The following is a 15,008-nucleotide window of genomic DNA, read 5'->3' as shown; positions in this document are numbered from 1 at the left end:
CCGTCTCAGCGTCGCTCTCAACTCACCTGGGGTTCCTTCCTGTTGACGGGATGCTCCGTTCGGTCGACCTTCCATGTCCGCTATTGCGCAGATCCGATCACTTGCGTCGTACCAACCTCCAGTGCGCTCCGTGCCTCTCGACGAAGCCCAGCGAGCTCAGCTCGTGCAGGTGGTGCACGGTCTCCTGCGGGGAGAGCGCGGCGTACTGGGCGAGTCGCTGCACCGGCGCGCCGTCCGCACTCGCCGGCACCGCTTCCAGAACCCTTGCCACCGATGGCACCAGCGCGTCTCTCGGCAGGATCGGACCGACCCGCTCCGGTGCCAGATCGTTGCCGATGGAGCCGATCAGCTCGCCCACTTCGGCACCGTTGGTGACCAGAGTTGCGGCTCCGCTTCTGATCAACGCGTGGACTCCCGCCGAGAGTTCGGACGTCACCTGGCCGGGAACACCCATCGTGTGCCTGTTGAGATCCATCGCACGACGTGCGGTGCTGAGCGCGCCGCTGCGAGGTGCCGCCTCGACCACGACCGTGCCTCTGGTGAGCGCCGCTATCACCCGGTTGCGCAGCACGAATCTGAACCTGGTCGGGTTCATCCCGAGCGCCAATTCACTCACCAGCAACCCGGCATCTCCGATCCGCTCGATCAGTGACTCGTTCCCGCGCGGGTAGCAGATGTCGACCCCACTGGCCAGGACCGCAATCGTCATCCCGTTGACGGCCAGCGCACCCTGATGGGCGGCCGTGTCGACGCCGTACGCGGCTCCGGAGACCACCACCCAGCCGCGCTCGGCCAGTTCCGAGCCGAGCTGGCCGGCGATGTGCCGCCCATAGGCGGTGCAGGCCCGGGATCCGACAATGGCGACCGACCTGAGCGCCAGCAGGCGCAACGAGGGGAGCCGCGTCCGCGGCCGGCCGCGGATCCACAGTCCGACTGGGCGGCTGTCGCCGAGGTCGTCCAGCTGAGAGGGCCACTCCGTGTCGCCCGGAATGATGAACTTCCCACCGAGCTTGGCGATTCGTTCAAGGTCGGTGGCCGGGTTGAACTTTCGCAGCCTCTCCTGGTAGGCGGTGATCCGGTCCGCTCCGAGCCCAAGTCGGCTCGGCGATGCGCCGCGGTAGAAGCCCTGCACCAGGCCGACCACACCGAGGCGCTGAATCGCCCGGCCGATGGCCGCATCGCCCGGTTCGATCAGCCGGGTGAGCGCCGCTCTGGCGACCCGCTCGGGCTCGGGCGGGTCCGGCGTGATCACTGCTGCGGCCCACCCGACGGGACGGATGACCCGGTGTGCGGAGTGGCCTGCGGCGCCCGGTTCGGCCGTACAGTGCCGACTCGTCGCGGCACTTTGTGCGGCATGGCCTGTGGTCACCGCACAGTCCGGGACCGCAAGCCGGGAATCGACTGTGTCCGAGCCCGCTCGATGGACGGCGGGTGGGCCGGCTCCGCGGATCAGGTGGCGCAACCGGTCGTGGCCGTCACCCGCCGTACGGTCGTCGGGCGGATGGGGCGGACAGGGGCTGTCAGGTGGACCCGGCAAGGTGGGCTCGCCAACGATGTGACGTCTGCCGCGCTGGGCTCGCCCGGCGTGGGCCGGGCCGCCATGCGGGCCCACGGTCTCGCGGTCGCGGGCCGGGCTGTTGGGCACCGAGGTGAGCGTCGGTGGGGCGGCGGAGTCGGCATGCTGCTGGGGTGCGGGAAGTGCTGCGGTCACGGGAAGGTCCTCCTGCGATGGCTTGTCCGGCGGGGGAGTTGGCGCACGGGCCGCTTCACGGTCTGGTGCGCTGCGTGGCGCCTTGTGCTGCGGGTCTGCGGGCCTGCCGGCCTGCGGACTTGCCAGCCGCAGCACAGTGATGCCTGGTCAGGACTCGGCGCCCAGGTCGGCATCCACGTCGTAGTACGGGTCGGATCTGCGGTCGTTCGGGCGGGTGACGCGCTGGACTCCGGTGCGGAGGGTGAGCGCGGTCTGGACGTCGGTACGGGTGGGGCGGGGACGGTGGGCGAGGTCGGCGACCGTCCAGGCGACGCGGAGAATTCGGTCGAGGCCTCGTGCGGTGAGCAACCCCCGGTCGAGGTCACGCTCGGCGTCGATGAGCGAGCCGGGCGCGAGTTGCCAGCGCGTGCGCAGTTCGTGCCCAGGCACTTCGGCGTTCGTCCGCCACGGGGTGTCGGCGAGGCGAGCGGCGGCCCGCTCGCGGGCCTCCCTTACGCGTTCGGCGACCGTAGCTGTGCTCTCGACTTTTCCGCCCTGCTGCAGCAACTCGGCTCTGCTGACCCCGGCCACCTGTACTTGGAGGTCTACTCGATCGAGCAGCGGCCCGGACAGTCTGGCCTGATAGCGGTTGACCATGACGGGTGTGCATTCGCAGCCTTCTCCTCTCAACGAATAGCGGCCGCAGGGACAGGGGTTGGCGGCCAGACAGAGCAGGAATCGGGCGGGTAGCCGCATCGAACCCGCGGCTCTGGCGATCATCACCTCCCCCGATTCCAGGGGTTGTCGAAGGGCGTCGAGGACCCGGACCGGGAATTCGGGTGCCTCGTCGAGGAAGAGCACGCCGCGGTGGGCCAGGGAGACGGCACCGGGTCTGGGCAGTCCCGTTCCGCCGCCCACGATGGCGGGCATGGTGGTCGAGTGGTGCGGTGCGCAGTACGGCGGGGTGTTGATAAGCGGACGGTCGGGTGGGAGCAGGCCGGCCACGGAATGGATCGCGGTCACTTCGAGGGCTTCGGCCTGGGTGAGTGGTGGGAGCAGGGCGGGGAGCCGTTCCGCCAGCATGGTTTTGCCGGCTCCGGGCGGCCCTTTGAGGTACAGGTGGTGGCCGCCCGCTGCGGCGATCTCCAGGGCCTGCCTGGCTTCGGACTGCCCGGCCACGTCGGCGAGGTCGGGTCGGCAGGCCTGGTCCGAGCTGAAATCGCGGACGCCGAGCCCGGGGAGCATCAGTCCGGCGAACGAGGAGTCCGGACGGCCGATGGACGGATCGGGTGGTTCGTCGGGGATGGGGGCGTTGGTGAGGATGGCGATGAGTTGACGCAGGCTTCGCACGCCGAGGACGGAGACACCTGGAACCAACTCGGCTTCGGCGGCGGTCTGTTCGGCGACCACGATCTGGCGGTAGCCGGCGTCCGCCGCAGCGAGTACTGCGGGCAGGACGCCGCGCACCGGGCGCACCCGGCCGTCCAGTCCGAGTTCGCCGATGATCAGCAGGCCGTCGATCGATGCGGGGTCGAGCCGTTCGGCGGCCGCCAGTACGGCACAGGCCACTGCCAGGTCGTACCCGCTGCCGCTCTTCGGTACGGAGGCCGGGGTGAGGCCCACGGTGAGTTTTCGCAGCGGCCATTTCTCGCCGCTGTTGGAGACGGCTGCGCGGACCCGGTCGCGGGCTTCGAGGAGGGCCTTATCGGCGAGGCCCACCAGGCTGAAGGCTGCGAGTCCGGGTTCGAGGTCGGCCTGGACCTCGACCACGACGCCGTCCACCCCGACCAGGGCGACCGAGCAGGTGCGGGCGAAGGCCATCTCACACCGCCCCCCGCAGGTGCTCGACCGCGGCGGCGCCCTTGCGGGGGTTGACCACGGCGACCAGGTCGATGCGGACTCCGCCCGGCGGTGGGGGCGCCGGTCCGCCGACCGAGGCTTCGTCCGTCGGTTCGCCGCCGTCGACCCGCTCGGCAGCGAGCACCAGTCGGGAGAAGTGCACGGGCCAGCGTTCGACGAGCCACCGTTCGGCAAGGTGGCGCAACCGATCGGCCTTGCTCTGGTCGATCGCTTCGGACGGCTGTTGGAAGCCCCGCTCGGACCTGGTCTTCACCTCGCACACCGCGAGGGTGTCCCCGTCCAGCGCGACGATGTCGAGCTCGCCCTCGGCGCAGCGCCAGTTGCGCTCCAGGATGCACAGCCCGCCCTCCGTGAGCCGGCGGGCGGCGACCTCCTCGCCGTAGCGTCCGAGGCCGTTGGTGGAAATCTTGTTGGGATTCTGCACGGCAATCACCTCCGGCCGGAAGGTTGCCGTCACAGCCGGGAGATGGGCCAGCGAAATCGTCGAGCCTGTGGATAACTCGGGCCTGTGGATAACTTAGCTCACTCGTTCGAGTGGCAAATCCAAAATGCGCTGGACATCCGACGATTTCAACGACCAGTCTCGGTGGCCCGGGCGTCGCCGCAGGCCATCGTGGTGCGGCCGCTCCGGTGGAAGGGCTCGGTCGGCCGCGCCGTTCCCCGCCCACCCTGGGCTGTCGGGCCCGGGGCACTCCCGGGCCGGCCGTTCAGCCGCAGAGCGGTCAGTTCCCGAACGCGGAGTCGTCCGAGGGCAGCTCGAGATCGCTCTTGGCCAGCTCCTCGATATTCACGTCCTTGAAAGTCAGCACGCGGACCTTTCGAACGAACCGGGCCGGTCGGTACATGTCCCAGACCCACGCATCCGCCATCGACACCTCGAAGAACACCTCGCCCTGCACCGAATGCACCTGGAGGTCGTAGTCGTTCGTCAGATAGAAACGCCGCTCGGTCTCGATCACGTACTTGAACAGGCCGACGACATCCCGGTACTCCCGGTAGAGCTTGAGCTCCATCTCGGTCTCGTACTTCTCGAGGTCTTCGGCACTCATTCCAAGCGTCCCCTCACTCGTCACGTCCACCCCATTGTGGACCACCGGGCCCGTGCTCAGAGCCGTACTGGCGGTTCTGGCGGCCCTTCAGTCAGAACCTGCTCCATCAGCGCGGCCAGTCCGCGCGGGTAGACGGTCTCCTCGGTGGTCCTCAACTCCCCCACCGTCCACCAGCGGACGGAGAGCAGCAGCGCGTGCTCCTCCGCCCCGCTCTGCCGCAGTACCACCTCGCTCCGACCGATGTGGGCCAGGTGGAACCACTGCTCCTGTTCGTAGTCCCTGCCCTGGAAGGAGAACTCCACCGTGCCGTACGCGACCAGCGGTCCCCACTCCACCTCGGTCAGCCCGATCTCCTCGGCCAGTTCACGCCGGGCCGCCTCGGCCGGGCTCTCGCCCGGCTCGATGCCGCCACCGGGGGTGATCCACCAGTCGATGCCCGGCGCGGCCGGATCGGTCCCCTGCAGCAGCAGGACGCGCCCGTCCGGGTCCAGCAGCAGCACGCGGACGGCTCTGCGACGTTCGACCGCCACCTGGTTCAGCTCCGTCCTGAGATTCTGCGCCCGTTTCCGGGCCGGCCCCGAGATGCCGTCGGCCCCCGATTCAGGCCTTCCGCCGCCCCTGCAGCTTGCGGCTCAGAGAGACCGCCCAGCCCGCCGCGGAGGCGAGCACGATCAGGACCGCCCCGCCGACCGCCGTCCAGCTGGCCGGCACCAGCACGCCCGCCTGGTGAGCACGCGGCGCGCCCAGTTCGTCGAAGGCTGCGGTGCGCCCCTCCAACCCTGCCCGGGACAGCGGCAGGATCACCGCCTCGACCCTCGCCTTCACTCCGGAGGCAGGAACGGAGCCGAAGGCCACATCCAGGTGGCTGCGCGAGTCCATCGAGTTCCCCCGGAAGTCACCGAGCAGGAACAGCCGCCCCTCGGGCACCGTCACCGAGAACGCGGTGGCGGGCGCTGTGGCCTTCGCCAAGTAGGGCTCGTCCACCTGGTGGCCGTTGACGGTGATCCGCCCCTCGCGATCGCCGGAGACGGTGTCGCCACCGACGGCGGCCACCCGCTTGACCAGGGTGGCGTTGCCCCAATCCGCGTCCTGGAAGACCACGATGTCGCCGCGTCCGATCGACTTCCCGTCAGCGGTGTGCGCGAGGACGGTATCGCCGACCTCCAGAGTGGGGCTCATCGATCCGGTGGGGATCTTGAAGGGCCGGTACTGGATGGCAAGCATCGCGAAGCCTCCGACCAGCATCACGAATCCGATTGCGATCACCACGCCCTGTGCGATCGACGCCGGGTTCCGGCGGCGGGCCGGTTGGGCCTCGGTGGGCGGTGTCTGCTCCACGACGCTGCTCATCGGCTTCGCCCTCTCCTGGCGCTCACGCGCTCCGGGCGAGCGCTCGCTACCTGCCTGGGCCTCGCCGTCCTGGGCTGGACAGCACTGCGGGCCGTGGCACGTGCGAGCAGATTACTCACGAGTACCACGGCCCGCGCAAGAGTCAGTCGCGGACGGTCTGCGACCGGTCAGCGACGGCGCTTGCGCACCCACCACACGGCGGGGGCAACCAGGGCCGCGCCGGCCAGCGGCGGCGCGAGCGGCCCGCCGGCGGCCAGACCCTTCTGGTCGAAGGTGTCGGGCACGGGCAGCGTCGCCCAGTCACCGATCGGCCAGGCCACCACGAACGCGCGGCCGACGACGTTCCCGACCGGCACGGTGCCGCCGCCCGGCTGGTCCATGTGGAACCGGGAGTCCAGGGAGTTGGCGCGGTGGTCACCCATCACCCAGATCCGGCCGTCCGGCACCTTCACCGGACCGAACGGCTTCTCCCCGCACGGGGTGTTGCCGGGGAAGATGTACGGCTCGTCGAGTGCGATGCCGTTCACCTTGACCGGGCCGGTGCCCTGGCACTCGACGGTGTCGCCGCCGACCGCGATGACACGCTTGATCAGGTCCTTCTCGTCGCTGGACGGCATCAGCCCGATGAAGCTGAAGACGTCCTGGACGCCACGCACGAAGGAGTTGCTGCTGCGCTGGGCGGGCTCGTCGTTCAGCCAGCCACCCGGGTCCTTGAAGACCACCACCTCGCCGCGCTCCGGCTCCGAACCGAACCACGGGGTGAGCTTGTCGACCAGCACGCGGTCACCGACCTGGAGCGTGTTCTCCATCGAACCCGACGGAATCGAGAACGCCTGGACGAAGAAGGTCTTGATCACCAGGGCCAGGATCAGGGCGATGCCGACCAGGATCGGCAGTTCCTTCCAGAAGGAACGCTGCGTGGGAGCCTTCTTGGCCCCCGGCGGCGCCGCCGAATCGCTCTCCTCGGCCGCATCGGACTCGGCCGCCCGCAGGGCGTCACCGTCCTCCGCGTGTCGCCCATCGGAGTTGCCCGAAGGCTCCCCGTCGGGCTCCGGAGCACCTGAGCGGGCACCGATCACCAGATCCCCCACGACATCTCCTCCCTGCTGTGCGGACGCCTGCGCGTCCGCGCTCACCAGTGCCGCACAGCGGGCACCACACTCTGCGATCGACCGACAACCCGCCTCTGGCTTGCCCTACCCGGGCACGCCCGACACCAGGCCGGAACCGAGCACTTCAGCACTTCTCTATCACTCCCGGTCAGCCAGCCCGTGTTCCCACGCGCCGACCGAACCGTCAGTCGGCCGTTGGCCCGACCCGCCGGTGCACTCTCCACCGCCCGACAACGACCGGGAGGACGCCCAACACACCCATAACGAGCGGGGGTTCCGCAGGAATCGGTCCAACGGCCGATGATCCTGCCACTTGCACCGGCACAGCGGAGAGTGAATTGGGAACACCCAGTTGACCGAAGTGGGAGAGCGGCCACGCGACCACGAACGCACGACCCACCACATTCGCCACCGGGACGGTCCCGGCGCCCGGATTGCCCATGTGGTAGCGGGAGTCCGCGGACAGGTCGCGATGGTCCCCCATCACCCACAACCGCCCCTGAGGGACTGTCACTTTGAAGGTGATCCGCGAGGGCACGTTGCCGGGCGCAATGTACGGCTCGTCCAGCGGGGTGCCGTTCACGCTCAGCCGGCCCTGGGCGTCGCAGCACTCCACGGTGTCGCCCGCGACACCGATCACCCGCTTGATCAAGTCCCGCTCGTCGTCGGAAGGAAGGAGCCCCACCGCGGAGAACACCGACGTGGCCTTGTGCAGCACGGATCCGTCCGCAGCCGGCTTGTGGTCGTTCTCCAGCCAGCCGCCGGGGTCCTTGAAGACCACCACCTCGCCGCGCTCCGGCTCCGAACCGAACCACGGGGTGAGCTTGTCCACCACGACCCGATCGCCGACCTGCAGGGTCGGCTCCATCGAACCGGAGGGAATGACGAACACCTGGACCAGGAAGGTCTTCAGCACCATGGCAATGACCAGCGCCACCAGCACGATCACCGGCAGTTCACGCAGAAAGGAGCGCCGTCCGCGACGCCCAGCCCGTTTTGCGGCCCGCCGCTGCTCGGCGCGGCCCCTCACGGCCTGGCTGCCCCCGGCACCGCCCCCACCGCCGTCGGCCGCCCCCTCGGCCTCCTCGGCTCCCCCAGTTCCCTCGGCTCCCCCGGCCTCCTCGGTTCCCCCAGCCCCCGCTCCCCCGGCCGTGTCGGCAGCCTCGGCGCCATCGGCCTGGTCAGCACCGTCCGCTCCGTCGATGGCGGCCCTGGGTCTACCTCTGCTCCCCATGGCCACCGGTCCCCTCTATCGCGGCGAATGCCGCCGGCCGGTCGAGCGAGGTCGTCCGGCCGAGGGGGAACAGCAGCCAGTCGGCGCGTCCGATCACCCGGTCCACGGGAACGGTGCCGCCGCCGGGCTCGCCAAGGTGGTCCCGGGAGTCGCGGGACGTGCTGCGGTGGTCACCCATCACCCACAACTTGCCGGAAGGAACCACGATGTCGAACGGCACTGCCGACGGTGCGTCGCCGGGGAGCAGATAGCCGCTCTCGTCCAGCGGCACCCCGTTGACCCGGAGACGGCCGTCGGAGCCGCAGCAGGTGATCCGGTCGCCGCCGACACCGATCACTCGCTTCACGTAGACCGTGTTGCCGGCCGGGGCCAGCCCGGCCCTGGTCAGCAGTCGCTTCACCCCGGACGGTTCGTCCTGGTATGGCAGAAAGGAGCCGATGCCGTCGAAGACCACCACATCGCCACGCTGCGGGTGCTCGCCGAAGGCGTAGGCGAGTTGGTTGACCAGCACCCGGTCCCCCGGTTGCAAGGTCCCCTCCATGGAGCCGGACGGCACCGCGAAGGGCCGGGCCACGAAGGCGTTCACCAGCAGCAGCGCGGCCACGCACACCGCACCGATCCACAGCAAGTCCCGCGACCACCGCCGCCCGGCACCGTCCTCGGCATCGTGTCCGGCGTCGTCCTCGGCGTCGTCTCCAGCGTCCGGTTCACTGGCCCGGCGCCCACCCGCAGCGTCGCCCTCGGTTCCACCGTCGGTCACGGCCCCGATGCCGATCACGGGCCCGGAAACGGCAACGGACCGCGCCGGCGTGTCCGCACCCGTGGGTACGGGACTGCCGTCGCGGTCCGTCGGTGGCTCGTGCGTGCTCATCGGGGGTGAGCCTATCCTCCCGGTCTAAACCGGTCGGAGGGCCTTCCCCCGTCGAGCCTGCGCGATCACGCGTCGCGCTTCTCCTTGATCTTCGCGGCCTTGCCGCGGAGGTCACGCAGGTAGTACAGCTTGGCGCGGCGAACCGCACCGCGGGTCACGACCTCGATCTTCTCGACGACCGGGGTGTGCACCGGGAAGGTGCGCTCGACACCGACGTTGAAGCTGACCTTGCGAACGGTGAAGGTCTCACCGATGCCGGCGCCGTGACGACGGATGACAACGCCCTGGAAGACCTGGACGCGCGAGCGGTTGCCTTCGATGACTCGGACGTGCACCTTCAGGGTGTCGCCGGGGCGGAAGGCGGGGATGTCGGTGCGCAGCGAGGCCGCGTCGACAGCAGCGAGCTTGTTGCTCATCGTTGCTCTCCATCGCAGGCGCCACGGGCCGCCCACGGAAAATCGTCTCAACTGGGTGGTGCTGCGGGCCGCTTCGGTTGGCGATGAACCCCCCGTGGCGGGGGCACCGGTCCACTGGCCCCCACGAGGGGAGCCCGGCGACAGACAGCAGTCGCCTATTCTTCCACAGGCTCTACCGCAGACCGAAATCGGCCTGCGGCGTCGTCCCAGGCCAGGCCGAGGACGCTGAGTGCTTCGCGTTCCTTCTTGGTGAACGCGTCGCGCTGCCAACGGGCGACCAGGTCGGGCCGGTTGGCAAGGGTGCGGGCGAACGCCTGCTCGCGCCGCCACTGGGCGATCTTCCCGTGGTGGCCGCTGAGCAGGATCTCCGGCACCTCGCGGCCGCGCCACTCGGCGGGCTTGGTGTACACCGGGCCCTCCAGCAGGTCGGCCATGGCGCCGGGGGCGAAGGAGTCGTCCCGGTGCGACTCGGCGTTGCCGAGCACGCCGGGCAGCAGCCGGGCGATCGCCTCGACCATCACCAGGACGGCGACCTCGCCGCCGGCCAGCACGTAGTCGCCGATGGAGGCTTCGACCACGGGCATCCGGGTCGCGGCTTCCTCGATGACCCGGCGGTCGATGCCCTCGTAACGGGCGGGCGCGAAGGCCAGCCAGTTGCGGGCAGCCAGGTCCTGCGCGAGTTCCTGGGTGAACGGCCGGCCGCTGGGGGTGGGCACCACCAGGGTCGGCACCTCGCCCTCGGGCCCGGCCGCGAGGACGGCGTCCAGCGCCGCGCCCCAGGGCTCGGGCTTCATCACCATGCCGGGGCCACCGCCATAGGGGGTGTCGTCCACGGTGCGGTGGATGTCGGTGGTCCACTGCCGCAGGTCGTGCAGGTGCACGTCGAGCTGACCGCGGGCCCGGGCCTTGCCGACCAGCGAGACGTTCAGCGGCTCCAGGTACTCGGGGAAGATCGTGACGACGTCGATCCGCATGTCGGTCACGCCGCACCCCCGGTCGAGCCGTCGGAGCTCTCGGAGCTCTCGGAGCCCTCGGAGTCGGCAGAATCGGCAGAGTCGGCCGACTCTTCAGCGCCGGCCTCCGCGTCCGCGTCGTCGTCCGCGTCCGCGTCCGCGTCGTCCCGGGACGAGACGACCACCGCGTCGGCGGGGTCGATCAGGCCGGGCGGCGGGGTGATCACGGCGCGCTGCTCGTCCAGGTCGATGACGGGGACGATCTGTTCGACGAACGGGATGAGCACCTCGGTGCCGTCGGGGCGCTGGACGGTGAGCAGGTCCTGGTACGGGAGGTGGACCACCTCGGTGAGTTCGCCGATCAGGGTGCCGTCGGTGAGGACGACGTCCAGGCCGATCAGCTGGTGGTCGTAGTACTCGTCGGGGTCCTCGGGGGTCTCGTCCGGGTCGACCTCGGCGATCAGGAAGGTGCCGCGCAGCGCCTCGGCGGCGGTGCGGTCCTTGACGCCGGCGAAGCGCAGCAGCAGGCGTCCGCTGTGCACCTTGCCGGACTCGACGGTCAGCGGTCCGATGCCTGCCGGGTCGGTCATGAGGACCGCGCCGGGTCCGAGCCGCAGTTCCGGCTCGTCGGTGCGGACCTCGACGCTGACGTCCCCTCGGATGCCGTGGGCGCGGCCGATCTTGCCGACGACGAGCTGCACGGTGATCGTTCTCCTGAGATGAGCCTGGGTGAGGCGAGCGAGGTGGTGCGGAACATGAAGCGAACGGCCCCGAGAGGAACGGGCCACCCGAACGGAGTTGTCCGACCGGGGTTACCCGAACGGAGCCGCCCGGAAGGGGCCGGAAAACGGGAAGGACCGGCCGGGACGGATGCGTCCCGGCCGGTCCGGAAACCCGGTGGTCGACCTGTCGGTTGACGTTGCCGGTCGATCGAGGAGGTCAGCGAATGCTGTCCACGTCGACCAGGTCGACCCGGACGTTGCGACCGCCGAGGGCGCCGACCACGGTGCGCAGTGCGCGTGCCGTGCGGCCGCCCCGGCCGATCACCTTGCCGAGGTCGTCAGGGTGCACCCGCACCTCGATGGTGTGGCCGCGGCGCAGGTTCCGCGAGCGGACCTGCACCTCGTCCGGGTGCTCGACGATGCCCTTCACCAGGTGGTCGAGGGCTTCCTCGATCATGCTCAGGCCTCGGTGGAAGCGGCCTCGGCCTCGTCAGCCTTGTCCGACTTCTTGGCCTTCGGGGTGATGGCGACACCGGTGGTGGCGTCCTCGAAGCCGGCGACGGCCTTGGCGAACAGGTGCGAGAAGTCCTCGACCTTGGGCTCGGCAACCTTCAGCGGCTCCGGAGCCGGCAGGCCCTTGAACTTCTGCCAGTCGCCGGTCAGCTTGAGGATGGCGAGAACCGGCTCGGTCGGCTGGGCGCCGACGGACAGCCAGTACTGGGCGCGGTCGCCGTCGACCTCGATCTTCGAGGGGTTGTAGGTCGGCTGGTAGATGCCGATCTCCTCGATGGCGCGGCCGTCACGCTTGGTGCGCGAGTCGGCGACGACGATGCGGTAGTGCGGGGAGCGGATCTTGCCCAGACGCTTCAGCTTGATCTTGACAGCCACGGGTGGATTCTCCTGGTCTTGACGTGGGTGAGCAGCGCTCCGCCGCGTGGGGCTGCGGCGCGAGATGCCGTTCAAGGGACACGCCAGCCGTTAGGAGAGAGGGTCCTGCCTGGCTGCCGAGTACTCAGCTGTCCATTCTGCCACATTGCCGAGACCCCCCGGACCGCGCCCCCGCACGGCCCGGCAGGCCCTCCAGGCACCACCGGCCCGACCGACCCCGGCACGCGGCGAGCGGCGAGCGACAAGCGGCGAGCGACAAGCGGCAAGCGGCGACCGGCGAGCGACAAGGCAGGCGGCACCACGACAGCGCCACAACAAACAGGGCCGGAAAAAGTTGCGTCGACCGCCCCCGGAGGGGTCGGCCGACTCATGGCCGGTCCGCGGACACCCCGCCCGCGGCCCGGATCAAGCGTTCTTCAACAGCTGTCAAGCGATCTTGAACGGCTGCTGGCAGGCGCCGCAGACGATCGAGGCCTGCGCCAGCACGGACGGGACGACGCGGACGTTGCGACCGCAGCCGCACACCGCCTTGACCCGCACGCCGCCGCCCGAGGAACCGTGCCGGGCGGCCGGTCCGCGGAAGGCGCGGTGGTTGCCCTCGCCGGCGACGGCGAGCTGGTGCGCCCCGAGCGCGCGGTCGAGACGCTCGATGGTCTCGGCGTAGCGTTCGCGGGTCTCGTGGCCCATCGTGACCTGGGAGAAGCCGCTGCTGGCGTGCGGCTCGACCGGGTGGGCCAGGCCCAGCTCGGAGGCGAGCAGCAGGAAGCGGCGGTTGTGGTAGCGCCCGGCCCGCGAGGTGTCGCGGATCTCCCGCGCGGCGGCCAGGCCGTGCGCGGCCTCGTGCAGCAGCCGCTCGAAGTTGAGGCGGGTGCCGCAGGCCGACGAGGACTCGCCGATCAGCGCCTCGGGAGACGCCAGGTCGGGCAGGTCCCGGTGGTGGGCCTGGATGTCGCTCCAGGCGGCGGCCAGTTCGGCCGCAAGGACGAGGGGCTGTGTCGTGCTCACGCTGTACCAACGATGGGGAGAGAGCCGATGTTCCGCTGGACCCCGTGGTTCGGGAATTCCCAGCGAACTCTCAGGAATGCACTTCCGCACGCGAATTGCGCGGTTCCGAACTGACGCAAGACCAACCCCCTGCACGTTTGGACCCGGCGCCTTCGCCGGGCTCTCGGCACCCGTCGCGGAGCCCAACATCCCCACGACGGACGGCCCGCGACCTGTCCGAAAATTGACAGGGCCACGGGCCGTATACCGTACCGCTTGTCAGGTACTCCCGGGAGTTGACTGGTGAGTAGTCTCAACTACCAACACACGAACCGGGGTTCGGGTTCGGCGACGGCCGGCCCGGACAGCCGCAGCTCATCCCGGTGATCACGCTCCGCACAGGGCCCCCGGGCCGGAGCCCGGGGACGCCGTCGGCGGTCGGATCAGTACGCGCGGGCCACCAGGGCGAGGTTGCCCTCCTGGTCGTCGGTGGCCGGCACGGTGCCGTCCGCAGCGACGATGCAGCGCACCGACACACCCTGCTCGGCCAACTTGGCCTCGCCCTCGGGGCCGAGGTCGGCCCAGGAGATCCGGCCCCAGCCGGTGGCGGCGGCCTCGACGGCCTCGTCGATGGTCTTGACGTCCACGGTGCGGGCCTCACGGCGCTCCCGGGACTCGCGCAGCAGCTGCGCCTGGTCCTCCTCCAGGATGCCGGGGACGATCGCGGCCAGGGAGTCGACCTGGACCGGGGCCTTGCCGCCGGCGATCCGGCGGGCCAGCATCGCGGTGCCGGCCTCCAGGTCGCGCGGGCCGACCTCGATGCGCAGCGGCACGCCCTTGAGCTCCCAGTCGACGGCGCGGCGGCCGAACGGGGTGTCGGTGCGGTCGTCGACGACCACCCGGACGCCGGCGGCCTCCAGCTGGGCGCCGATCTCGCGGACCTTGGCCAGCACCGCGTCCTCGCCCTTGATGGCGAGCACCACGACCTGGACGGCGGCCAGCCGCGGCGGAACCCGCAGACCGTTGTCGTCGCCGTGGGACATGATCAGGCCACCGACCATGCGGGTCGAGACGCCCCAGGAGGTCTGCCAGACGAACTCGCGCTCGGCGCCCTGGAGCTGGTAGGTGGTGTTGAAGGCCTTGGCGAAGTTCTGGCCCAGCTCGTGGCTGGTGCCCATCTGCAGGGCCTTGCCGTCACGCATCATGCCTTCGAGCGTGAGGGTGTTGATGGCGCCGGCGAAACGCTCGCGGGCGGTCTTGCGACCGAGCACCACGTCGATGCCGAGCACGTTGGTCATGAAGTCGCCGTAGACGTCCGTGTGGATCCGCGAGGCGTAGTCACGGGCGTCCTCGTAGGTGGCGTGGGCGGTGTGGCCCTCCTGCCAGAGGAACTCGGTGGTGCGCAGGAAGACGCGCGGGCGCAGCTCCCAACGGACCACGTTGGCCCACTGGTTGATCAGCAGCGGCAGGTCGCGGTGGCTCTGCACCCACTTGGAGAAGTACTCGTTGATGATCGTCTCGGAGGTGGGCCGGACGACCACCGGCTCCTCGAGCTCCTTGCCGCCGCCGTGGGTGACCACCGCGAGCTCGGGGGCGAAGCCCTCCACGTGCTCGGCTTCCTTGGTCAGGTAGGACTGCGGGATGAACATCGGGAAGTACGCGTTCTGGGCGCCGGCCTTCTTGATCCGCGCGTCCATCTCCTGCTGCATCCGCTCCCACAGGCCGTAGCCGTACGGTCGGATGACCATGGTGCCCCGCACCGGACCGTTGTCGGCCAGCTCTGCCTTGTTGATGAGGTCCTGGTACCAGCGCGGGAAGTCTTCCGCCTGGGGGGTGAGAACGGGTGCCTTAGCCATGGGCCGAATGGTACGGGGAGCGG

Annotated in this window: 16 protein-coding genes; all 16 read right to left on the bottom strand. The window is 70.1% G+C overall.

What is annotated here, in order from left to right; genetic code table 11:
* Positions 1–97 precede the first annotated feature (97 nt).
* Positions 98–1,249, bottom strand: a complete 1,152-nt coding sequence (gene dprA / locus ACIHEI_RS31775) for a DNA-processing protein DprA (protein ID WP_396609146.1) — start codon at positions 1,247–1,249, stop codon at positions 98–100.
* Between the two features lie 609 nt (positions 1,250–1,858).
* Positions 1,859–3,511 (bottom strand): YifB family Mg chelatase-like AAA ATPase, encoded by a 1,653-nt coding sequence (locus ACIHEI_RS31770; RefSeq protein ID WP_396609135.1) that lies wholly within the window; start codon positions 3,509–3,511, stop codon positions 1,859–1,861.
* Between the two features lies 1 nt (position 3,512).
* Positions 3,513–3,983 (bottom strand): YraN family protein, encoded by a 471-nt coding sequence (locus ACIHEI_RS31765; RefSeq protein WP_387649382.1) that lies wholly within the window; start codon positions 3,981–3,983, stop codon positions 3,513–3,515.
* Positions 3,984–4,272: 289 nt separating this feature from the next.
* On the bottom strand, positions 4,273–4,599 hold the full coding sequence (locus ACIHEI_RS31760; protein WP_030458804.1) for a DUF2469 domain-containing protein: 327 nt from the start codon (positions 4,597–4,599) through the stop codon (positions 4,273–4,275).
* 56 nt (positions 4,600–4,655) lie between these two features.
* Positions 4,656–5,129, bottom strand: coding sequence for an NUDIX hydrolase (locus ACIHEI_RS31755; protein WP_396609134.1), 474 nt, complete (start codon positions 5,127–5,129; stop codon positions 4,656–4,658).
* A 70-nt stretch (positions 5,130–5,199) separates the two neighbouring features.
* The gene (gene lepB / locus ACIHEI_RS31750; protein ID WP_396609133.1) at positions 5,200–5,949 is read right to left on the bottom strand and encodes a signal peptidase I; all 750 of its coding nucleotides are present in this window, start codon (positions 5,947–5,949) and stop codon (positions 5,200–5,202) included.
* Positions 5,950–6,116: 167 nt separating this feature from the next.
* Positions 6,117–7,040 carry a signal peptidase I gene (gene lepB, locus ACIHEI_RS31745; protein ID WP_396609132.1) on the bottom strand — a complete coding sequence of 308 codons (924 nt, stop codon included), beginning with the start codon at positions 7,038–7,040 and terminating at the stop codon, positions 6,117–6,119.
* Between the two features lie 205 nt (positions 7,041–7,245).
* Entirely contained in the window at positions 7,246–8,010 is a 765-nt protein-coding gene (lepB, locus tag ACIHEI_RS31740) for a signal peptidase I (protein WP_396609131.1), read from the bottom strand.
* A gap of 268 nt (positions 8,011–8,278) precedes the next feature.
* Positions 8,279–9,055: a signal peptidase I gene (gene lepB, locus ACIHEI_RS31735; RefSeq protein WP_396609130.1), complete on the bottom strand. Its 777-nt coding sequence runs from the start codon at positions 9,053–9,055 to the stop codon at positions 8,279–8,281.
* A 176-nt stretch (positions 9,056–9,231) separates the two neighbouring features.
* The gene (gene rplS / locus ACIHEI_RS31730) at positions 9,232–9,582 is read right to left on the bottom strand and encodes a 50S ribosomal protein L19 (RefSeq protein ID WP_030458810.1); all 351 of its coding nucleotides are present in this window, start codon (positions 9,580–9,582) and stop codon (positions 9,232–9,234) included.
* A gap of 155 nt (positions 9,583–9,737) precedes the next feature.
* Positions 9,738–10,556, bottom strand: a complete 819-nt coding sequence (gene trmD / locus ACIHEI_RS31725; protein WP_380488282.1) for a tRNA (guanosine(37)-N1)-methyltransferase TrmD — start codon at positions 10,554–10,556, stop codon at positions 9,738–9,740.
* A 5-nt stretch (positions 10,557–10,561) separates the two neighbouring features.
* Positions 10,562–11,236, bottom strand: a complete 675-nt coding sequence (rimM, locus tag ACIHEI_RS31720; protein ID WP_396609129.1) for a ribosome maturation factor RimM — start codon at positions 11,234–11,236, stop codon at positions 10,562–10,564.
* Positions 11,237–11,474: 238 nt separating this feature from the next.
* Positions 11,475–11,714, bottom strand: coding sequence for an RNA-binding protein (locus ACIHEI_RS31715; RefSeq protein ID WP_043916171.1), 240 nt, complete (start codon positions 11,712–11,714; stop codon positions 11,475–11,477).
* A gap of 2 nt (positions 11,715–11,716) precedes the next feature.
* Positions 11,717–12,145, bottom strand: a complete 429-nt coding sequence (gene rpsP, locus ACIHEI_RS31710) for a 30S ribosomal protein S16 (RefSeq protein WP_043916170.1) — start codon at positions 12,143–12,145, stop codon at positions 11,717–11,719.
* 426 nt (positions 12,146–12,571) lie between these two features.
* Positions 12,572–13,150 carry a hypothetical protein gene (locus tag ACIHEI_RS31705; RefSeq protein WP_043916169.1) on the bottom strand — a complete coding sequence of 193 codons (579 nt, stop codon included), beginning with the start codon at positions 13,148–13,150 and terminating at the stop codon, positions 12,572–12,574.
* 422 nt (positions 13,151–13,572) lie between these two features.
* Positions 13,573–14,985: a proline--tRNA ligase gene (gene proS / locus ACIHEI_RS31700; RefSeq protein WP_396609128.1), complete on the bottom strand. Its 1,413-nt coding sequence runs from the start codon at positions 14,983–14,985 to the stop codon at positions 13,573–13,575.
* Positions 14,986–15,008 lie beyond the last annotated feature (23 nt).

The sequence above is a fragment of the Kitasatospora sp. NPDC051984 genome, from assembly GCF_044593455.1.
In the GTDB taxonomy this organism is placed as follows: domain Bacteria; phylum Actinomycetota; class Actinomycetes; order Streptomycetales; family Streptomycetaceae; genus Kitasatospora.
The sequence above is the reverse complement of the archived record's forward strand: the minus strand, read 5'-3'. Positions and strand labels throughout refer to the sequence as shown.

What these genes read in the sequence shown, in the direction of transcription:
- ACIHEI_RS31770 (WP_396609135.1), bottom strand. Translation starts at nt 3,511, where the DNA reads ATGGCCTTCGCCCGCACCTGCTCGGTCGCCCTGGTCGGGGTGGACGGC.
- proS (WP_396609128.1), bottom strand. Translation starts at nt 14,985, where the DNA reads ATGGCTAAGGCACCCGTTCTCACCCCCCAGGCGGAAGACTTCCCGCGC.
- ACIHEI_RS31760 (WP_030458804.1), bottom strand. Translation starts at nt 4,599, where the DNA reads ATGAGTGCCGAAGACCTCGAGAAGTACGAGACCGAGATGGAGCTCAAG.
- lepB (WP_396609133.1), bottom strand. Translation starts at nt 5,949, where the DNA reads ATGAGCAGCGTCGTGGAGCAGACACCGCCCACCGAGGCCCAACCGGCC.
- ACIHEI_RS31715 (WP_043916171.1), bottom strand. Translation starts at nt 11,714, where the DNA reads ATGATCGAGGAAGCCCTCGACCACCTGGTGAAGGGCATCGTCGAGCAC.
- rplS (WP_030458810.1), bottom strand. Translation starts at nt 9,582, where the DNA reads ATGAGCAACAAGCTCGCTGCTGTCGACGCGGCCTCGCTGCGCACCGAC.
- trmD (WP_380488282.1), bottom strand. Translation starts at nt 10,556, where the DNA reads ATGCGGATCGACGTCGTCACGATCTTCCCCGAGTACCTGGAGCCGCTG.